A 19279-nucleotide genomic window follows, 5' to 3' on the forward strand; every position below is an offset into this window, starting at 1 on the left:
GGGTGAGTGGAGCCTAGGGGATTCGAACCCCTGACATCTGCCTTGCAAAGGCAGCGCTCTACCAACTGAGCTAAGGCCCCGTACCTCCAAGCATAAACGCCGGACCGCATCGAGCGGATCCGGCGTCTGCCTGGCGGAGTGGGCCTAGGAGGACTTGAACCTCCGACCTCCAAATTATCAGTTTGGCGCTCTAACCACCTGAGCTATAGGCCCTCGTACCGAGAGGTCAATCTACCCGACGTCCGCGCCACCGCCCAAATCGGCACCCTCGGCCGGGCGCCGGGGGCACCGTCAGTACCGGGGATCGGCGAGCGTGACCTGCACGCCGCCGCTGGTCAGGCCGGCCGCGAGGTTGTAGATGAACACCGCGAGCGTGGCCAGGATCGACAGCAGGAGCACGTTCAGCAGTCCCACTCCGCCGCTGTAGAGGAAGATCGTCGACGGCCCGATCACGGCTGCCGACTCGTCGCCCGCCACGCCGGACAACAGGCCCCCGAGCCGGTCCCACACGCCCATCCCGGACAGCAGCAGGTACGTGACCCCGATGGCCACCATCCACACCAGGTAGAGGGCGAACATCAGCCCCAGCACGGTGGTGAAGGCCGACCACGGGTCGATCCGGCGCAGCACCAGGACCGACTCCATGGGGCCCCGGCGCTCGGTGGGCGGGACGATCGGTGCGGCTCGCCCGGCCGCGCCCCCCGAGTGCGCCTTGGAGACGCCCCCGTTCGCGCCCTCGGCGCGATGCTGGGTGGCCGCCGGGAAGGCGGTGGTGGCCGACGTGCCGGCGTCGCCGGTGCCGGCCCCCGACCCGCCGTAACCGGGCGCCGGGGACGACCCCCCGTGCGCTGGGCCGTCAGACACCGCGTCGGACGTCTCGGTCGGGTCGGTCCGGTCGGCTGGATCGGTCGGCTCGGTCATCGCCTACTCCTCCTTGGCGGACTCGGCCGCGGACCGGTCCTCGTCGTCGGGCTCGTCGGCGTTGCGGGCGATGGCCAGTAGCGAGTCACCCTCGGCGAGGTTCATCAACCGCACGCCCTTGGTCTGCCGGCCCGCCTTGCGGACCTGCTTGGCGAACGTGCGGATGACACCGCCGCTGGAGGTGATGGCGTAGAGCTCGTCCTGCAACTCCACGATCGTCGCACCGACGAGCTTCCCGCGCTTGGGGTCGAACATGAGCGTGAGCACGCCCTTGCCGCCCCGGCCCTGGGCGGTGTATTCGCTCAGGGCGGTGCGCTTGGAGTACCCGCGTTCGGTGGCCACCAGGAGGAAGTACTTCTCCTGGTCGGACGACTCGGCTCGCACGACCGACATGCTCAGCAGGGCGTCGCCGTCGTTGAACCGCATGCCCATCACGCCGGAGGTCGCGCGGCCCATCGGGCGGAGCGTGTCGTCGTTGGCGTGGAACCGGATCGACTGGCCCTTCTCCGAGACCAGCAGCAGGTCGTCGTCGGGTCCGGCCAGCGCCGCCCCGACCAGCTCGTCGCCGTCGCGCAGGTTGACGGCGATCAGGCCGCCGGAGCGCGGCGAGTCGTAGTCCTCGAGCCGGGACTTCTTGACCAGTCCGTTGCGGGTGGCCAGCACCAGGTACGGCGCGTCCTGGTAGCCCTTGATCCGGATGACGCCGGCGATGCGCTCCTCCGGCTGGAACGCCAGGAGGTTGGCCACGTGCTGACCACGGGCCGTGCGGTTCGCCTCGGGCAGCTCGTAGGCCTTGATCCGGTAGACGCGGCCCTTGGTGGTGAAGAACAGCAGCCAGTCGTGGGTGGAGGAGACGAAGAAGTGCCGGACGATGTCGTCCTGCTTGAGCTCCGCGCCGCGCACACCCTTGCCCCCGCGCTTCTGGGCGCGGTACAGGTCGGTGCGGGTCCGCTTGGCGTAACCGGTCTCCGTGATGGTGACGACGACGTCCTCGCGGGCGATCAGATCCTCGTCCGTGACGTCCCCGTCCGCCGGGATGATCCTGGTCCGGCGGTCGTCCCCGTACTTCTCGACGATCTCGCGGAGTTCGTCGGCGACGATCGCACGCTGCCGCTCGGGCTTGGCGAGGATGTCCTTGTAGTCGGCGATCTCGAGTTCGATCGAGGCGAGCTGGTCGACGATCTTCTGCCGCTCGAGGGCCGCGAGGCGGCGCAGCTGCATGTCCAGGATGGCCTGCGCCTGGTCGTCGTCGATGTCGAGCAGGTTCTTGAGACCCTCGCGCGCGACCTCGACGGTCTCCGAACGGCGGATGAGGGCGATGACCTCGTCGAGGGCGTCGAGCGCCTTGACCAGGCCGCGCAGGATGTGGGCGCGCTTCTCCGCCTCGTCCAGCAGGTACTGGGTGCGTCGGACGACGACCTCGATCTGGTGCGTGACGTACAGCCGCACGAGGTGGTTGATGGCCAGGGTCCGGGGCACACCGTCCACGATCGACAGCATGTTCGCGCCGAAGGACGTCTGCAGCTGCGAGTGCTTGTAGAGGTTGTTGAGCACGACCTTGGCCACGGCGTCACGCTTGAGTGTGACCACGATGCGCAGGCCGACCCGGTCCGAGGACTCGTCGTCGATCTTCGAGATGCCGGCGATCTTGCCGTCCCGCAACTGCTCGGCGATCGACAGGATCATGTTGTCCGGGTTGACCTCGTAGGGCAGCTCCGTGATGACGATGACCGTCCGGTTGCCCTCCTCCTCGATGGAGGTCTTGCCCCGCATACGGATCGAACCGCGGCCGGTCGTGTAGGCGTCCCTGATCCCCTGCTCGCCCACGATGAAGCCGTGGGTGGGGAAGTCGGGACCCTTGATCCGATCCATGCACGCCGCGAGGGTCTCCTCCTCGTCGGCGTCGGGGTTGTCCAGACACCAGTAGATCGCCTCGGCGACCTCGCGCAGGTTGTGCGGCGGCATCTTGGTGGCCATACCTACCGCGATGCCGCTGGAACCGTTGACCAACAGATTGGGGATGCGCGACGGGAGGACGACCGGTTCGGACGTCTTGCCGTCGTAGTTGGGCTGGAAATCGACCGTGTTCTTGTCGATGTCCCGGACCATCTCCATGGCCAGCGGGGTCATCTTGCACTCGGTGTAGCGCATGGCGGCGGCGCCGTCGTTGCCGCGCGAACCGAAGTTCCCCTGGCCGTCGACCATCGGGTACCGCATCGCCCACGGCTGGGCGAGTCGTACCAGGGTGTCGTAGATCGCCGAGTCACCGTGCGGGTGGTAATTGCCCATGGTGTCGGCGACGGGCTTGGCCGACTTCACGTAGCTGCGCTCGGGTCGGTAGCCGTTGTCCCACATCGCGTAGAGGATCCGGCGGTGGACGGGCTTGAGCCCGTCCCGGACGTCAGGTAGCGCTCGACCGACGATGACGCTCATCGAATAGTCGATGTAGCTTCTCTGCATCTCCGCCTGGATGTCGACCGGCTCGATCCGGTCGTGACCCCCGGCTTCGGGCGGCAACGTCGTGTCCGTCATGGGCTCCTCTTCGTCTCGCGCTCGAAGCGGCACCACGAGGGCACGCTCCGACCCGGCCAGTCTATAGGTCCAGCGAAAACACCGGCACGGGCGCGCGGGGGTTCGGCGACTCGGAGGCCTCCCGGGGGACGAGTGACCCGATCGGGGGACGCCGGGCCCGGCGCGTTCGCCCCCGGCCCGTATGCCGCTAGCGACGTGGTCTCAATGGTCACGCGACCAGCGCTCTCCCGCGCAAGCTGCGCTGAGTAATCGCGAATCACCACGTCGACTTCCGTCGCCGGGGGTAGACACCGCCTGAAAATCAGCCATATTCTCCGTGCGGACATGCATCTCCGCTACGAGACCACGTCGTTCGGGCCACCCGGGACACAAAGGGGGGCGTCCGCCGAGTTCGGCGGACGCCCCCCTTTCCCGTGTCTGTCCGGCGACGGTGTCAGACGTCGAGGAACCGCACATCTCGTGCGTTGCGGGTGATGAAGTTGCGGCGCGCGTCCACGTCCTCACCCATGAGGATGGAGAACAATTCGTCCGCCGCGGCGGCATCGTCGAGGGTGACCTGGCGGAGCGTACGGACCGCGGGGTCCATCGTGGTCTCCCACAGCTCCTTGGGGTTCATCTCGCCGAGGCCCTTGTAGCGCTGGATGCCGTCGTCGACGTTGATCTTGCGCTTGTTCTCGAGGCCGATCTTCAGCAGTTCGTCCCGCTCGCGGTCCGTGTACGCGAAGTCCGGCTCGCCCTTGCCCCACTTGAGCTTGTAGAGCGGCGGCTGCGCCAAGTAGACGTACCCGTTCTCGACCAGCGGCTTCATGAACCGGAAGATGAGCGTCAGCAGCAGCGTGGAGATGTGCTGACCATCGACGTCGGCATCCGCCATCAGCACGATCTTGTGATAGCGCAGCTTGTCGATGTCGAACTCTTCGTGAATGCCGGTTCCCAGCGCCGTGATGATGGCCTGGACCTCGGCGTTCTTGAGGACCTTGTCGATCCGCGACTTCTCGACGTTGATGATCTTCCCGCGCAGCGGCAGGATCGCCTGGAACATCGAGTCCCGACCCGACTTGGCCGAGCCACCGGCGGAGTCGCCCTCCACGATGTACAGCTCGGACTTCGCCGGATCCTTGGAGCGGCAGTCGGCGAGCTTGCCGGGCAGACCGCCGATGTCGGTGGCCGACTTGCGACGCACCATCTCGCGGGCCTTGCGGGCTGCGACGCGAGCCTGGCTCGACGCGATGGCCTTGTTGATGATGACCTTGGCCTCGGCGGGATTGGCCTCGAACCAGTGTCCGACGTGCTCCGACACCTGTCGCTGGACGAAGCCCTTGACCTCGGTGTTGCCGAGCTTGGTCTTGGTCTGACCCTCGAACTGCGGATCCGAGATCTTCGCGGAGAGCACGGCCGCCAGGCCCTCGCGGATGTCATCTCCCGTGAGGTTGGGGTCCTTCTCCTTGATGAGCTTCTTCTCGCGCGCGTACTTGTTGACCAGGGAGGTCAGCGCGGCGCGGAAGCCCTCCTCGTGGGTGCCGCCCTCATGGGTGTTGATGGTGTTGGCGAAGGTGTGGACGGACTCGGAGTAACCGGAGTTCCACTGCATCGCGACCTCGACCTCGTGGCCGGGCCCCTTGCCCTCGAAGTAGAGGATCGTCGGGTGGATCGAGGTCTTGGACTTGTTGATAGCCGTGACGTAGTCCTTCAGACCGTCCGGGTAGTGGAAGGTGCGCTTACGCTCGCGGACCTTGACCGGCTCGGCGGGCGTCACCTCGACGGCGTCGGCTGCCTGCGCGCCCTCGGCGAACGCCTGCTCCGCATCCACCGCGTGGGCGAGATCCGACCCCTCGTCGGAACCGGGCGCCGCCTCCGCGCCGCTGCCCTCGCTGTCCGCGATCGCGTCCAGCTCGGCGGCCTTCTCGGCACGCGGCCGCCGGTCCGTGAGTGTGATGGTGAGTCCCTTGTTGAGGAACGCCATCTCCTGGAGGCGGCGTGCCACCACGTCGAAGTCGTACTCGGTGCTCTCGAAGATCGTCGGATCCGCCCAGAACCGGACCCTGGTCCCGGTGCCCTCGGCGGGGCCGGCGTCGACCAGCTCTGCCGGGACCGCCATGTCGAAGTCCTGCTTCCACAGGCGCCCGTCGCGCTTGATCTGGACCTCGACCCGGGTGGACAGCGCGTTGACCACGGAGATGCCGACCCCGTGCAGACCACCGGACACCGCATAGGAGTCCGAGTCGAACTTGCCGCCCGCGTGCAGCTGGGTCATGACGACCTGGACGGTGGGCATGCCCTGCTCGTGCATCTCCACGGGGATGCCCCGGCCGTCGTCGATGACCTCGACGCCGCCGTCCTCCAGCAACGTGACCTTGACGCCGGTCGCGTGACCCGCCATCGCCTCGTCGATGGAGTTGTCGACGACCTCCCAGATCAGGTGGTGCAGTCCCCGCGGTCCGGTGGAGCCGATGTACATACCCGGCCGCATCCGGACGGCCTCGAGCCCTTCGAGAACGGTGATCGATGATGCACCGTATTCCTTGGGCCCGCTGTTGTTGGCCTTGCTCTTGGCGTCCGCCACGTGCGAACTCCTCGCGTCTCGGGGGTCTGGGACCGGCCCAGTCTACCTGCGACAACCGTCACGCGGGCCACGGGCACGCCCGGCCCTCACCCGTATGTGTCACGGGGGCCGCGACCGGACACGTGCAGGGGCCCCTTGCGCCAGCTCGGTTTCTCCGGCCCCTCCACCTTGAGACGACGGACATGACCCGGCCCCATGGCGGCCGCGATCTTGCGGAGGATGTCGGCGGACATGAGCCGCAACTGAGTCGCCCATGCGGTACTCGCCGCACGGACGTACAGGATCCCCTCCTCGAGGCGCTCCGGGGTGGCGTGCGCCGAGACGTCCTCCCCGACGATCCGGTCCCACTCCGCGAACAGACGCCCGGTGGTGACCTTGTCGTCCCAACCCCGTTTCTTGGCGACCTGGCCCACGAGTTTGCCGAGGGGCTGTGGGTCCCACGGGTCGGCACCGGATCCGGTCCACCCGCGCTTGCGCAACCGCTTGCCCGCCCCCACGGGGCCGGTCCGTCCCCGGCCGACCTGCTTGCCCTCCGCCCGAGCGCGGGCGCGGGCCTCCTCGAGCGCCTGCTTGGCGATGTCATAACCGCGTTGTGGCGGGTCAGACGGTGTTACGGAGTCCTTGCCGGTTCGGTCCGTCACGGTGTTGCCCTGCTTCCGGTATCGGTGTTGTCGTCGTCATCCCCACCACTGTCCGCGTCGCTGACCCCATCATCCCCGCCGGCGTACTCGCCCGCGTCAGCACCGTCATGCTGACGTCGTGACACCGTCATCGCCGAGTGACGATCCGCTCCCTCGCCCGTCATCACGACGTCATGACGGACCCCGCGCAGCGTGGCCGGGACGTCCTCGCCCACTGCGGCCGTGATGAGCACCTGTTCGACACCGGCCGCGACATCGGCCAGAGCGGCCCGGCGGTGCCGGTCGAGTTCGGCGAAGACGTCGTCCAGGAGAAGGACCGGTTCCGCCCCGTCGGCACGGAACAGCTCGAGCGATCCCAGTCGCAACGCCAGGGCGAACGACCACGTCTCACCGTGACTCGCGAACCCCTTCGCCGGCTCGTCGCCGAGTCTCAGGATCAGGTCGTCGCGGTGCGGTCCGACGAGTGACATCCCGCGGTCGATCTCGTCGCGACGACGCCGCCCGAGCTCGGCGAGCAACACCGCCTCGACAAGTTCCGGATCGGTCAGCTCCGACTCGTCGGGCGCGTCCGCGACGCGGAACCGGTAGGTGAGATCGGCCGGGCGGGACTCCGGGGCCAGGCCCCGATAGGCGTCGACGACGAGGGGCCGCAACTGCCGGAGGAGGTCGATCCGACCGGCGACCAATCGTGCTCCGAGTTCGGCCAACCGTCCGTCCCACACGTCGAGGGTGTCCAGCACGGCCGCGGAATCCCCCGGCCGGCCACGCCGCAGTGCACCGGAGGCCGACTTGAGCAGGGCGGTCCGCTGGCGCAGCACCGAGGAGTACTCGCTGAGGTCACCACCCAGCGCCGGGCGCCGCTGGATCATGAGCTCATCGAGAAGCCGACGACGTTCGGCCGGCTCGCCACGGACGAGCGCCAGGTCCTCCGGCGCGAACAGTACGGACTGGACCACCCCGAGGACGTCGGACAGTCGTCGGCAGGGGGAGGTGTTGAGTCGCGCCCGGTTGGCCTTGCCGGCATTGAGCGCCAGTTCGACGGTCAGCTCACGGCCGGCGTTGTGTGCGAGTGCGCCCACCAGCGCGGTTCCGGCGCCCGTCCTGATCATCGGCGCGTCGGTCGCCACGCGGTGCGAACGAAGGCTGGCGAGGACCCCGACCGCCTCGAGGACGTTGGTCTTACCGTGCCCGTTGCGCCCGACCAGGGTGGTGACCCCGGGCTCGAGCCCGAGTTCGAGCAGGGGCCAGGAGCGGAAATCGAGGAGCCTGAGGTGACGCAGGTGCATACCGGATAGGTTCCGGGGCGGGGCCTCAGCCCGGCAGGCGCACGGGCATGAGCAGGTAGGTGTGGTCGGAATCCACCGGCTCGATCGCGCCGTCCGCGCCGGGCTCCGGGAGGGTCTCGGGTGCCGGACGCAGCACGGCCGGGCGGCTGGGCTGGGTGAAACCGAAGGCGACGCGGGCGGCATGGACACTGCCGAGGCCGTCGAGCAGGTAACCGGGGTTGAACGCGATGGTCAGCGGCTCGCCGACGAAGTCGACCGGGAGGGTCTCGTTGGCCTGGGCGGCGTCATCGCCTCCGGCCGACAGTGCTAGCTCACCATCCGAGAACGCCATGCGCACCTGCACGCCGCGGTCGGCGACGAGCGCGACCCGCTTGATCGCCTGGACGAGCGAGTCCACCTCCACGATCGCGAGTGAGGTGTGCTGCGGCGGGAGCAGCTGGCGGACCTTGGGGAATTCCGCGTCGAGAAGGCGGGTGGTGGTCCGCTGACCGGACACCAGCACACCCAGAATGCCCTCGGCGCCCACATCGGAGCCGGCACCCAGGCTCAGATCCACGCGACCACCGTGGCCGGCGGAACGGGTGACCTCGGACAGAGCCTTCGCCGGGATGAGCACCTCGACCGCGACATCCCCGCGGGCCGGCTCCCAGTCGAACTCCCGGATGGCGAGACGGAACCGATCGGTCGCGATGAGCGTGACGCGGGTGCCCTCGATCTCCATCCGGATGCCGGTGAGCATCGGCAGGGTGTCATCCTTGCCCGCCGCGACGACGACCTGGGACACGGCCTCGGAGAACGCGTCGACCTCGGCGGATCCAGTCACCTCCGGCATCGCCGGCAGCTGCGGGTAATCCTCGACCGGCATGGTGGGGAGCGTGAACTTCGCGCTACCGCAGGAGATGTACATCTTCTGGGCCGTGACGACGACCTCGACCGGACGGTCCGGCAGGGCACGGGCGATGTCCGCCAGGAGTCGGCCGGACACCAGCGTGCTGCCGGGCTCGGACACCTCGGCCGGCACGGATACCTGCGCTGAGGTCTCATAGTCGAACCCGGAGATCGTCAGTCCCGAATCGGCCTCGAGCAGCACCCCGCCGAGGATCGGGACCGAGGGACGCGAGGGCAGCGTGCGTGCCACCCAGGCCACGGAATCCGCGAAGTCCTCGCGGGTGACGCGGAACGTCGGATCCGTGATCTCCATCGATGACCTCTTTCAGGCGGGGGTGGATACCGGGATCCGGTATCTGGACGATTGGTCGGTTCAAGCTCGTATTGCACGTTTCCGCCGCCGGGGGCGGAGCGTCTCCATGAGAGTAACCGCTCGGACCGACAGCGGACACACGGACTCGGCGTAACCCGGTCAAGCAGGCTCGCCGCTCCACATCCCTACTTCTAACAAGAACTATCTAGAGAGATAAGAAGTAGTAGTAGGTCCTGTGAAATTGTGAGCCGAGGCCTGTAATCACAGGTCTGTGCCAATTTCGTCGTGTGGACGCAATCGTGCGATCTTGTGATTTGCCTCCCGACCCCGGTGGAATAACAAGATTCGGTCCACCGTCTGTCCACCGTCTGTCCACAGGAACTCACAGAGTTGTCCACAGCTGTGAAGGGCGCGTCAGGGGTTACCTGAGCCTGAGGAAATCTAGTCCGTGTCATCGGCCTGAGTCGTGTAGCTCCGAGATTGGACATGGGAATCCACGAATTCATTCAGCTGGCGGAAGACCCTGCGCGAGGCCTCCGCCCACGGCATGAGGATCGGAAAGACATGGAACATTCCTTCTTCCTCCACGGCATGGACACGGACCCCGGCGTCCCGGAGGTTGACGACGAACTTCCGGATACCGTCGCGGAACATCTCCTGTGATCCCGAGGTGACGAATGTGGGAGGGAACCACTCGGGGTTCAGCGCGGCGTTGACCGTGGAGACGAGAGGATCACCCGGCTCGATTCCCTGCAGGTAGGGGGCGGTCGGCAGATTCCACGGGAGGACGTCGTACGGTGCGTTGTCGGTGATCGAGGGCTGGTTCAGTTCGAGGTCGACCTCTGGTGAGAACAGGGCGAGTGCGGCTGGCGGCGCGATGCCGGCGGCGCGGAGGTGGGACATGAGTGAGGCGGCGAGACCCCCGCCCGCCGAGTCGCCAGCGACGATGAGGTTGCCTGGCAGGATGCCCTGGTCGAGAAGCGCGGTGTAGACACTTGCCGCGTCGAGGACTCCCGCGGGGAACGGGAACTCCGGGGCAAGCCGGTAGTCGGCGATGAAGAAGTGACAGCGGGTCTGCCTCGCGATCGCAGCGGCGAACGCCGCGTACATCATGGGTGAGGTCCCGATGTAGCCCCCGCCGTGCAGGTAGAGAATCGTTCCGTACACCCGGTCGTCGTCATCACCCGTGACGTGTTGTTGGCACCACAGGCCGGGGACTCCGCCGAGCGTCTTGGCCGAAATCTTGACCCCGCCGATCTGGCGCACGATGGGTGGCATGACGACGCGGCAGACGCCATCGAGCACCTGTTCCATGGCGCGGAACTCGTCGATCGGCAACCCCAGTGAGTATCCCATGAAGGATCGAAGGGTATGCCGAGTAATCGCCTGGCCCAGATTCTCGACGATGTTGCCGGGCCCCCGCCACGGCCGACTGAACGGCACCCCGGCGACACCGGTGAGAAGGTTCTGTCCGAGCCCGTACAGCGTGATGGCCGTGACGGGCAGAGACGATGTTGCGACCTCAGGACGATCAGCCATGACCATGGTTGTCGGGGCGTCGGGAAGCGGAAGGGTCGCCCTGACGCCCCTTCCCCCTTTGCTCAAATAAGGGTGCGGCCAGGAGCCGCACGGAGCCAGTGACCTCTAGACTAGCCAAGAACGCCGCTCACATAGAGCGCGAACGCTCTTTGATCCGGGCGGTGAGCTCCTGGATCTGGTCGTACGTACGCCGGTCGTCCTTGATCTCCTTGAGGATCTTGCGTTGGGCGTACATGACCGTGGTGTGGTCCTTGCCGCCGAAGGTGACGCCGATCTTTGGCAAGGACAGGTCCGTGAGCTCGCGGCACAGGTACATGGCGATCTGCCGGGCGCGGGAGAGTGACCTGGTCTTGGAGGTGCCGCAGAGCTCGTCGATGCTCGTGGAGAAGAATTCCGCAGTGACCGCCATGATGGTCGCGGCCGAGATCTGGAGCGAGTCGTCGTCGGAGACCACGTCCCGCAGGACGACCTCGGCCAACGGCACGTCGACTTCATGCCCGTTGAGCGACGCGAACGCGACGACGCGGATCAGGGCCCCCTCGAGTTCACGGATATTCCGCTGGACGCGGGTCGCGATCAGCTCGAGGACATCGCGCGGAACCTCGTAGCCCTCGGACTTGGCCTTCTTGTCGATGATCGCGATACGCGTCTCCAGCTCGGGCGGCTGGATGTCGGTGATCAGACCCCACTCGAAGCGGGTGCGCAGGCGGTCCTCCAGCGGCTGCAGTTGCTTGGGTGGCCGGTCGGACGAGATCACGATCTGCTTCTGCGCATTGTGGATCGTGTTGAAGGTGTGAAAGAACTCCTCCTGGACCTGTTCCTTGCCGATGAGGAACTGGATGTCGTCCACCAGGAGGATGTCCGCCTCGCGGTACCGCTTCTTGAACATGTTCTGGCGGCCGTCGCGGACGGAGTTGATGAAGTCGTTGGTGAACTCCTCGGTCGAGACGTACTTGACCTTCTGTTCGGAGTACATCCGCAGGGAGTAGTGCCCGATCGCGTGGAGCAGGTGGGTCTTGCCCAGACCGGACTCGCCCCAGATGAACAGCGGGTTGTACGCACGGGCCGGTGCCTCGGCGACCGCCAGTGCAGCGGCCCGGGCGAAACGGTTCGAATTGCCCTGGACGAAGGCGCTGAACGTGTAGCGCTCGTTCAACCCGGGCGCGGTCGCGGCAGACAACGCCTCGTCGCGGTCGCTGCCGTGGAGGAGTCGCTCGGCGGCGATCTGCTCCTCGGTCATCCGCCGGGGGCGGGTCGTGGCGGGCGGATGCTCGTCCTCCGCACCGGGGCCGTGGATGTCCTCCGCGTCGATGGCCGGGTGGTCGGCGTCGTCCGTCGGTAGTTGAGCCCCGGCGAGTGACGTGTCCACCTTGACGGCCAGATCGATCGGCTCCCCGAGCTGCGAGCTCAGTGCGCGCGTGATGGGACCGCGGAGGATGGACTCGATGTTGTCGCGGGCGAAGGCCGACGGGGCGGCGAGCATCGCGAAACCGTTGACCACGGCGATCGGCTGGACGAGCCGGAGCCACGCCTGCTGCTGGCGCGACAGGGCCGGATTGTCGTCACTGGCCAGTTCCGGATCGGTCAGCTTGTCGAGGACGGCACTCCACACGTGTTCGAGTTCAGGAGACACGGTGGGCGGTCTCCTCTCGTCGGGTGTCGGGCGTTGCTGGTGGTCCGGGTTGCCGGCGGGACCGGGAACCACACTCTATCCACAGGCTCCGACCCAGGTCCACCGAGGTATCCACATGGTTGTCCACAGCTGTGGGAAGACAGACCCCTCCCGTCGGTTCGCGGGTAGGTCATCGGTGGGGAGGGGTCGGAGGTGCTTGTTCGGATTCACGTCGCGTCTTGCAGCCCTGGTGGGGCTCGCCTGAGGAATGACGGTAACAACATGGTGATCCGGGGGGCAACCCTCAAGATAGACTGGAGGGCGGATGTCAAGCATCGCGGCCGTGGGCGTGTCGTTGTGGCCAGGAAACTGGTATCAGTGAGACGAATGGGATTACACGGTTTGGCGGCCGGCGCCTCGGGCGCGTAATCTTGAGCAGTCTGTCGTGCGCCCGTGGGCGCCCGGCGCGTCGTGGTGCCGCCGTCCTTCGGTGATTCGACGACGTCTCGAACTCGATCGGGCGCTGGACACGGCGCCGACTTCACGTGAGGAGCCAACCATGGCCAAGGGCAAGCGGACCTTCCAGCCGAACAACCGTCGTCGTGCCAAGGTGCACGGCTTCCGTCTGCGCATGCGCACCCGCGCCGGTCGCGGCATCGTCGGCGCCCGCCGGCGTAAGGGCCGCGCGTCGCTGACGGCCTGATTCCGGCCGGGGTGGCGGGTGCTCCCCAGGTCGCACCGGCTCCACCGTTCCGCTGACTTCGCGACGGTGGTGCGCAAGGGTGCCAGGAAGGGCCGCCGCACCATGGTCGTACATGCCCACGTGGACTCCTCGGATGTCCGCGTGGGCGGTCCGCGTTTCGGGCTGGTCGTCAGCAAAGCCGTCGGGGACTCGGTGACTCGTCACCGCGTCAGCCGACGGCTTCGTCATATCGCGGGCGGCCTGCTGGACGAGGCCGGCGACGATCTCATGGTGGTGATCCGGGCCAACCCGGCCTCCGCGGGTGCGTCGCACGACGACCTCGTGCGGGACATGCGCGCGGGGCTCGCCGCTGCCGCCGCTCGCGCCAGGGGCACGTCGTGAGCACGGGGCGCCCGGGTCCCATCGCGCGGATCCTGTTGTGGATGCTCGACTTCTACCAGAAGGGCATCTCGCCCTGGACCCCACCGAGCTGCCGGTTCGAACCCACGTGCAGTAGTTACGCCGTCGAGGCGGTACGCGTCCACGGAGCCTGGTACGGCACCTGGCTCTCGGTGTGGCGTCTCCTGCGCTGTGGGCCGTGGACACCGGGCGGGTGGGATCCGGTCCCCCGGCCCCGTGCACCTGATCCACCGGGCCACGAGCCCCACGAGCACACCGACAATTCTCGAACGTAGCTAGGACTCCACCACCCATGTCGTTCATCACCAACCCGTTGGTCTATTACCCGATCTCCGGCATCCTCTGGTTCTGGCACAAGATCTTCGCGTTCCTCGGCGGTCTGCTCCCCTGGGTGGAGGCGCCGGATTCCAACGGGGTCATCTGGGCCCTGTCGGTGATCTTCCTCGTCTTCACCCTCCGCGCGATGCTGTTCTGGCCGGCGGCAAAACAGATCCGCTTCTCCCGCAAGATGCAGGAGATGCAGCCCAAGATGAAGGAGCTGCAGAAGCGGTACAAGAACGACCGCGAGAAGTTGGCGGTCGAGACCCGGAAGCTGCAGAAGCAGGAGGGGTTCAACCCCCTCCTGGGTTGCTTACCGATGCTGATCCAGATCCCTGTCTTCCTGGGTCTGTTCCACGTGCTGCGGTCGTTCAACCGGATGGGCTCGCAGTTCGGCGCGCTCGGGATGAGCGCCGAGGAGACGCGCAACACGGGCAACTACGTGTTCAACGCGGACGAGGTGCAGAGCTTCCTCGACGCCCGCCTGTTCGGTGCTCCGCTCTCGTCCTTCATCTCCCAGCCGGTCGAACAGTTCCAGGCCTTCGTGGAGCCGGGCGCGATGCTCGACTTCGCCCGGTGGAACATCATTCTCGTCGCCCTCCCGCTGATGATCGTCTCGGCGGTCACGACCCACTTCAACGCGCGGATCTCCCTGTCCCGCCAGTCGCCTGAGGCCGCGGCCAACCCGCAGGCCAAGATCATGAACCAGCTCATGCTGTGGGCCTTCCCCATCGGCATCCTGGTGACCGGTGCGTTCTGGCCGATGGCGATCCTCGTGTACATGGTCACGAATAACCTCTGGACCCTCGGCCAGCAGTACTTCCTGTACGAGAAGATGGCCAAGGAGGACGACGCCGCGGCTCTCCTGCGGCGCGAGGAGCAGAAGGCGCTCGCTCCGCGGGTGGGTGTGAAGCCCACCAAGCCCAAGAAGAACCGCGCCGCCGCGACGGGAACCGGCGTGGTGTCGGATCCGGCCGTGGAAGTGGGTACCGCGACGGTGGACGACGACGAGGTGATCGACTCCGACCCGGGGCCTGCGGTCGCTCCGGCATCCGCTCCACGCCCGGGTCAACGGCCTCAGGCTCCCGGCGGGCAGCGCAGTAGGCCGGCCCAGAAGGGATCGGGTTCGCGTCCCAAGAACAAGAAGAAGAAAAAGAAGCGTTGACCCGCTAGGGAAACGTGAGTGGACAAGGTCCCCGATGCTCCGGCGTCGGGGACCTTGTCCCATACTTGGGGTAGATATTCGTCGTACTCTCGGGGTTCGGCGATCGGCGGTCACGACGGAGGCAGGTCCATGTCCAAGAGGAACATCGAGGTGTCCGAGGAACGATTGGTCGAGGAGGGCGAGGTCGCTGGCGACTATCTCGAGCAGTTCCTCGACATCCTCGATTTCGACGGGGACATCGATCTGGACGTCGAGGGTGATCGAGCCGTGGTGAGCATCGTGGGTGGCGACGACCTGGATACGTTGGTCGGCTCGGACGGGTCAGTGTTGGACGCTATCCAGGAGTTGACGCGTCTCGCGGTGCAACAGGAACTCGGCGATCGGAGTCGGTTGATGCTCGACATCGCCGGCTGGCGTGAGGCGAAGCGCGAAGCTCTGACCGAATCCGGCCGCGTGGCAGCGCAGCGGGTTCTCGAGTCAGGTGAGTCGGAGGAACTCGAGCCCATGACGCCGTTCGAACGCAAGATCATCCACGACGCGATCGCGGAGCTCGATGGTGTCACCTCGGACTCGACCGGCGTCGAGCCCAACCGCCGGGTGGTGGTCCTGCCCGGGTGACGGGCGGCTCGGGGCAGGGGTGCGAGTCGTCTGGCTCGCACCCCTGTTCTGTGTCCGAGGATCTAATGACATCGATGTGATTCACCGACGGTGTTTCACGTGAAACAGCGGCTTTGCGGCCGCGAGGAGGAGCGCGAGACCATGAACGGACACACGGGCGACGAAGCGTCACGTGACAGCGAGGGAGCCGACGGGGCTGCGAGCGAGATGCCGGCCTCGCGGGACTCGACATCTGACTCCGGTGAGCTCCCCTCTGCGCCGCCCGCTGCAGCCGAGGTGTTCGGGGATCGGCTGGGTCTCGCGTCTCGGTACGTCGACTTCCTCGCGACGGCCGGGCTCGAGCGTGGGCTGATGGGTCCGCGTGAGCGGCCTCGGCTGTGGGATCGGCACGTCCTCAACAGCGCGGCTGCTGAGTCGCAGTTGGCGCAGGGCGAGTCCGTCGTCGATATCGGGAGCGGCGCAGGTCTCCCTGGTATCCCCCTGGCGCTCGCGCGCCCAGATCTGACGATCACTCTGGTCGAGCCACTCCTCCGTCGGGTCACCTTTCTCGAGGAGATCATCGGCGAGCTCGGCATCGATGTCCGGGTCATTCGGGGTCGCGCCGAGGAGAAGCCCATCATCATCGAGGCGGGGGAGGCGGATGTCGTGACGTCCCGGGCAGTGGCCCCGCTGGCGAAACTCGCCGGGTGGTCTGCTCCGCTGCTGAGGGTGGGTGGCCGTATGGTCGCCCTCAAGGGCGAGTCGGCAGTCGACGAGGTGGAGCGTGATCGTGCGGCGCTCCGCAAACTGGGGTTCGATGACGTTCGCGTCGAGACTGTCGCTGCGCCGGATGCCGAACCGACGAGGCTGGTGATCGGCACCTTGGCGACTAGGATGGGGGGCCGTGGCTCTCGATCCCGCGGACGCGGGCGTCGGTCTCACTGAGGCCTGACGGGGACGTGTTCAGTGTCGGTTTCACGTGAAACAATGACACCGACACGGCGGCAGGTTCGCCGCGCTCACGATGCAACTCGAAAGGTGACGGATGTCCTACGACGAGACCCCGATCTTCGCGGCCGCGCGGCAAGCGAACGAGGTCCTCCACGGGGATGCACCGGCACTCCCCCGTCCCGAGTCTCCGCGGATCGTCACGATCGCCAACCAGAAGGGCGGGGTGGGCAAGACCACGTCCACCGTCAACCTTGCCGCCGCTCTCGCCCTGGGTGGGCTCGGGGTGCTCGTGATCGACATGGATCCGCAGGGCAACGCGAGCACAGCGCTCGGTGTCGATCACCGCGAGGGCACACCGTCGAGCTACGACCTTCTGATGTGGGAGGCGTCCGTCGACGAGCTGATGCAGAAGAGTCCCCATGCCGAGCGGTTGTTCTGCGTGCCGGCGACCATCGACCTGGCGGGATCGGAGATCGAGCTGGTCGGGCTCCCCCAGCGGGAACGACGTCTCGCCGAGGTCCTCCTGCCGGAGGACCTGCAATCGCTTGGTATCGACTATGTCTTTCTCGACTGTCCGCCCTCGCTCGGCCTGCTCACCGTCAATGCGATGGTCGCTGCTCGCGAGGTCCTCATTCCGATCCAGTGTGAGTACTACGCCCTCGAGGGAGTGGGTCAGCTTCTCCGTAACGTCGAGCTCATCCAGCAGCATCTCAATACGGATCTGGAGATCTCGACCATCATGCTGACGATGTACGACGGGCGCACGAAGCTCGCCGAGCAGGTCGCCGGTGAGGTGCGGAAGCACTTCGGTGACACCGTGTTGCGGACGGTGATTCCGCGAAGCGTCAAGGTGTCCGAGGCACCGGGGTACGGGATGACCATCCTCCAGTACGACGCCGGGTCGCGCGGGGCGCTGGCCTACCTGGACGCCGCCCGCGAGATCAATGCACGGGGAGGGCCGGCCGGTCCGGGAGACCTCGTATCCACGCCCACCGCGAGTGAAGTTGAGGGCGTCGACCGCCCGGAGGAGAACTGATGAGCCAGCAGCGTAAGGGTGGTCTCGGGCGGGGTCTCGCCGCCCTCATCCCCACCGGCCCCGACGAAGGGCCTCGGCTCGGTAACGACGCCGCCGACCTGATCCTGGGGCCGCGTGGTGGCGGTCCGCGAACCACTCCCCCACGTCCGCGCTCGTCCGGGGCTGGGAATCGGGGTCCGGCGGATATGGAGCTCGCCGGTACTGCGTCATCGACGGCTCGCGGGGCCGACGCTGGCTCGCATGCCGACGATGGCGCGCCGGTTTCACGTGAAACAACCGAGTTGGTGGACCCCGGCGCGGTCTACCGGGAGATCTCCCCGGCCGAGATCGACCCCAACCCGAAACAGCCCCGCACCCACTTCGACGAGGAGGCGTTGGCCGAGCTCGCTCATTCCGTCAAGGAATTCGGACTCCTCCAGCCCATTGTCGTTCGTGAGATGTCCGGTGGGCGCTATCAGCTCATCATGGGTGAGCGACGCTGGCGGGCGAGTCAGCGCGCGAAGCTCGAGACGATCCCGGCGATCGTCCGGCAGACCGACGACGAGGATCTGCTGCGGGACGCTCTCCTCGAGAACATCCACCGGGTACAGCTCAACCCGCTCGAAGAAGCCGCCGCCTACCAGCAGCTGCTGGAAGAGTTCGACGTGACCCAGTCAGAACTCGCGACGCGCATCGGCCGGTCCCGCCCCGCGATCACCAACAGCATCCGCCTGCTCCAGCTGCCGACAGCCGTACAGCGGCGGGTCGCAGCAGGTGTGTTGTCAGCGGGACATGCGCGCGCACTTTTGGGCCTCGAGGCGGGGGCGCCGGCACAGGACGAACTCGCCGCCCGGATCGTCGCCGAGGGCCTGTCGGTGCGGGCGACCGAAGAGCTCGTCACCCTCGCCAACCGCGATCCCGGGGACACCACGGACAAGCCCAAGCCCGCGCCCCGCGGACGCCAGCGTAACCCCGAGCTGGAGGCGGTGGCGGGTCGGCTGTCCGACCGTTTCGAGACGTCGGTGTCGGTGACGATGGGGCGCCGCAAGGGACGTATCACCATCGACGTCGGTGACACCGATGATCTGGCCCGGGTACTCGCACTTCTCGAGGGCGGGTCGACCGCAGCGCCGCGATGATCTCCCTCCGCCCGCTGGACCTGTCGGCGGTGGACCAGTTGGGTCCTCGCGCCCGGCGTTGCGTTTATTGGCAGACCGACGGTGAGCAGTCCCCGGGAGATCCGGAGTTCGAGAAGGAAGCGTGGATCTCACACGTATCCCTGGAATGGGGTGTCTGCGGCCAGCTCGCCACCTACGGGGACCGATCGACGGCTGCCGCCTTCTACGCCCCCCCGGGGATGGTGCCTCGGGCGACGTGCTTCCCGACCTCGCCCGTCGGCGCTGACGCTGTGCTGCTCGCCGGCATGAGTGTCGAGCACGGCGCACCGGCAGGGGTACTGACCGCGTTGCTCGACGCCGTCGTCGTCAATGTCCGAAGCCGCGGAATCAAGGCCATCGAGGCCTTCGGGGTCACGTCCGAGGACCCCGGGCATGTTACGTCACGTGACGGGTGCGGCGCGGACTCGTGTGTGCCGGGGATGAGCTTTCTCGTCGAGCACGGTTTCACGGTGGTGGCACCCCACGAGACCCACCCACGCCTCCGGCTCGATATCGAGAGCGAGCACTTGTGGAAGGCGGACGTGGAGCGCGCCCTCGATCAGCTCTTCGCCGAACACGGATTCGCCACCCGGCGGCTCGGGGTGCTGTCGGGCGCGTCGGCGAGCGCCGTCGCCCGGGGACTCTGACACTCGGAGACTCTGACGCCCGGGGAATCTGA

At 67.0% G+C, this 19279-nt stretch carries 17 protein-coding genes and 2 tRNA genes; 9 read left to right on the forward strand and 10 right to left on the reverse strand.

Going from position 1 to position 19279, the window contains the following annotated elements:
- Positions 1-7: 7 nt before the first annotated feature.
- The 10 genes from J1M64_RS08660 to dnaA form a co-directional block, all read right to left on the reverse strand.
- Positions 8-80: transfer RNA gene (locus J1M64_RS08660), tRNA-Ala, on the reverse strand.
- Between the two features lie 59 nt (positions 81-139).
- Positions 140-213 (reverse strand) — tRNA-Ile (locus J1M64_RS08665).
- 78 nt (positions 214-291) lie between these two features.
- Positions 292-921 (reverse strand): DUF3566 domain-containing protein, encoded by a 630-nt coding sequence (locus J1M64_RS08670; protein WP_206473894.1) that lies wholly within the window; start codon positions 919-921, stop codon positions 292-294.
- Positions 922-924: 3 nt separating this feature from the next.
- Positions 925-3453 (reverse strand): DNA gyrase subunit A, encoded by a 2529-nt coding sequence (gene gyrA / locus J1M64_RS08675; protein ID WP_120285666.1) that lies wholly within the window; start codon positions 3451-3453, stop codon positions 925-927.
- 433 nt (positions 3454-3886) lie between these two features.
- Positions 3887-6016: a DNA topoisomerase (ATP-hydrolyzing) subunit B gene (gene gyrB, locus J1M64_RS08680; protein ID WP_206473895.1), complete on the reverse strand. Its 2130-nt coding sequence runs from the start codon at positions 6014-6016 to the stop codon at positions 3887-3889.
- 86 nt (positions 6017-6102) lie between these two features.
- Positions 6103-6657 (reverse strand): DciA family protein, encoded by a 555-nt coding sequence (locus J1M64_RS08685; RefSeq protein ID WP_120285664.1) that lies wholly within the window; start codon positions 6655-6657, stop codon positions 6103-6105.
- Positions 6654-7943: a DNA replication/repair protein RecF gene (gene recF / locus J1M64_RS08690; protein WP_206473896.1), complete on the reverse strand. Its 1290-nt coding sequence runs from the start codon at positions 7941-7943 to the stop codon at positions 6654-6656. Before recF ends, J1M64_RS08685 begins: the two co-directional genes overlap by 4 nt.
- Before the next feature lie 25 nt (positions 7944-7968).
- Positions 7969-9144 (reverse strand): DNA polymerase III subunit beta, encoded by a 1176-nt coding sequence (gene dnaN, locus J1M64_RS08695; RefSeq protein ID WP_206473897.1) that lies wholly within the window; start codon positions 9142-9144, stop codon positions 7969-7971.
- A 441-nt stretch (positions 9145-9585) separates the two neighbouring features.
- On the reverse strand, positions 9586-10689 hold the full coding sequence (locus J1M64_RS08700) for an alpha/beta hydrolase (protein ID WP_206473898.1): 1104 nt from the start codon (positions 10687-10689) through the stop codon (positions 9586-9588).
- A 121-nt stretch (positions 10690-10810) separates the two neighbouring features.
- The gene (gene dnaA / locus J1M64_RS08705; protein ID WP_206473899.1) at positions 10811-12316 is read right to left on the reverse strand and encodes a chromosomal replication initiator protein DnaA; all 1506 of its coding nucleotides are present in this window, start codon (positions 12314-12316) and stop codon (positions 10811-10813) included.
- A gap of 538 nt (positions 12317-12854) precedes the next feature.
- On the opposite strand from dnaA, the gene rpmH reads away from it, so the two are divergent.
- The 9 genes from rpmH to J1M64_RS08750 all read left to right on the forward strand — a co-directional run bounded on the left by rpmH (position 12855) and on the right by J1M64_RS08750 (position 19247).
- Complete coding sequence (rpmH, locus tag J1M64_RS08710; RefSeq protein WP_007629603.1) at positions 12855-12998, forward strand: 50S ribosomal protein L34; 144 nt, start codon at positions 12855-12857, stop codon at positions 12996-12998.
- An 18-nt stretch (positions 12999-13016) separates the two neighbouring features.
- Positions 13017-13379, forward strand: a complete 363-nt coding sequence (rnpA, locus tag J1M64_RS08715) for a ribonuclease P protein component (protein WP_206473900.1) — start codon at positions 13017-13019, stop codon at positions 13377-13379.
- Entirely contained in the window at positions 13376-13672 is a 297-nt protein-coding gene (gene yidD / locus J1M64_RS08720; protein WP_082924143.1) for a membrane protein insertion efficiency factor YidD, read from the forward strand. The genes rnpA and yidD overlap by 4 nt, the downstream gene beginning before the upstream one ends.
- Before the next feature lie 17 nt (positions 13673-13689).
- Positions 13690-14880, forward strand: a complete 1191-nt coding sequence (gene yidC / locus J1M64_RS08725; RefSeq protein ID WP_206473901.1) for a membrane protein insertase YidC — start codon at positions 13690-13692, stop codon at positions 14878-14880.
- Between the two features lie 129 nt (positions 14881-15009).
- The gene (locus J1M64_RS08730) at positions 15010-15498 is read left to right on the forward strand and encodes a R3H domain-containing nucleic acid-binding protein (RefSeq protein WP_206473902.1); all 489 of its coding nucleotides are present in this window, start codon (positions 15010-15012) and stop codon (positions 15496-15498) included.
- Between the two features lie 207 nt (positions 15499-15705).
- A complete protein-coding gene (rsmG, locus tag J1M64_RS08735; RefSeq protein WP_206473979.1) occupies positions 15706-16422 on the forward strand; it encodes a 16S rRNA (guanine(527)-N(7))-methyltransferase RsmG in 717 nt (238 codons plus the stop codon).
- A 100-nt stretch (positions 16423-16522) separates the two neighbouring features.
- The gene (locus J1M64_RS08740) at positions 16523-17464 is read left to right on the forward strand and encodes a ParA family protein (protein ID WP_241261324.1); all 942 of its coding nucleotides are present in this window, start codon (positions 16523-16525) and stop codon (positions 17462-17464) included.
- Positions 17464-18582 (forward strand): ParB/RepB/Spo0J family partition protein, encoded by a 1119-nt coding sequence (locus J1M64_RS08745; RefSeq protein ID WP_206473903.1) that lies wholly within the window; start codon positions 17464-17466, stop codon positions 18580-18582. Before J1M64_RS08740 ends, J1M64_RS08745 begins: the two co-directional genes overlap by 1 nt.
- Positions 18579-19247 (forward strand): hypothetical protein, encoded by a 669-nt coding sequence (locus J1M64_RS08750; protein WP_067720183.1) that lies wholly within the window; start codon positions 18579-18581, stop codon positions 19245-19247. The genes J1M64_RS08745 and J1M64_RS08750 overlap by 4 nt, the downstream gene beginning before the upstream one ends.
- The last annotated feature ends 32 nt before the right edge of the window (positions 19248-19279 follow it).

Source organism: Dietzia sp. KRD202 (genome assembly GCF_017168155.1).
GTDB lineage: Bacteria > Actinomycetota > Actinomycetes > Mycobacteriales > Mycobacteriaceae > Dietzia > Dietzia kunjamensis.

Coding starts and splice junctions, on each gene's coding strand:
- rsmG (WP_206473979.1), top strand. CDS start 15,706: ATGCCGGCCTCGCGGGACTCGACATCTGACTCCGGTGAGCTCCCCTCT.
- J1M64_RS08745 (WP_206473903.1), top strand. CDS start 17,464: ATGAGCCAGCAGCGTAAGGGTGGTCTCGGGCGGGGTCTCGCCGCCCTC.
- yidC (WP_206473901.1), top strand. CDS start 13,690: ATGTCGTTCATCACCAACCCGTTGGTCTATTACCCGATCTCCGGCATC.
- rpmH (WP_007629603.1), top strand. CDS start 12,855: ATGGCCAAGGGCAAGCGGACCTTCCAGCCGAACAACCGTCGTCGTGCC.
- J1M64_RS08740 (WP_241261324.1), top strand. CDS start 16,523: ATGTCCTACGACGAGACCCCGATCTTCGCGGCCGCGCGGCAAGCGAAC.
- gyrA (WP_120285666.1), bottom strand. CDS start 3,453: ATGACGGACACGACGTTGCCGCCCGAAGCCGGGGGTCACGACCGGATC.
- J1M64_RS08730 (WP_206473902.1), top strand. CDS start 15,010: ATGTCCAAGAGGAACATCGAGGTGTCCGAGGAACGATTGGTCGAGGAG.
- recF (WP_206473896.1), bottom strand. CDS start 7,943: ATGCACCTGCGTCACCTCAGGCTCCTCGATTTCCGCTCCTGGCCCCTG.
- dnaN (WP_206473897.1), bottom strand. CDS start 9,144: ATGGAGATCACGGATCCGACGTTCCGCGTCACCCGCGAGGACTTCGCG.
- J1M64_RS08670 (WP_206473894.1), bottom strand. CDS start 921: ATGACCGAGCCGACCGATCCAGCCGACCGGACCGACCCGACCGAGACG.
- J1M64_RS08700 (WP_206473898.1), bottom strand. CDS start 10,689: ATGGTCATGGCTGATCGTCCTGAGGTCGCAACATCGTCTCTGCCCGTC.
- J1M64_RS08750 (WP_067720183.1), top strand. CDS start 18,579: ATGATCTCCCTCCGCCCGCTGGACCTGTCGGCGGTGGACCAGTTGGGT.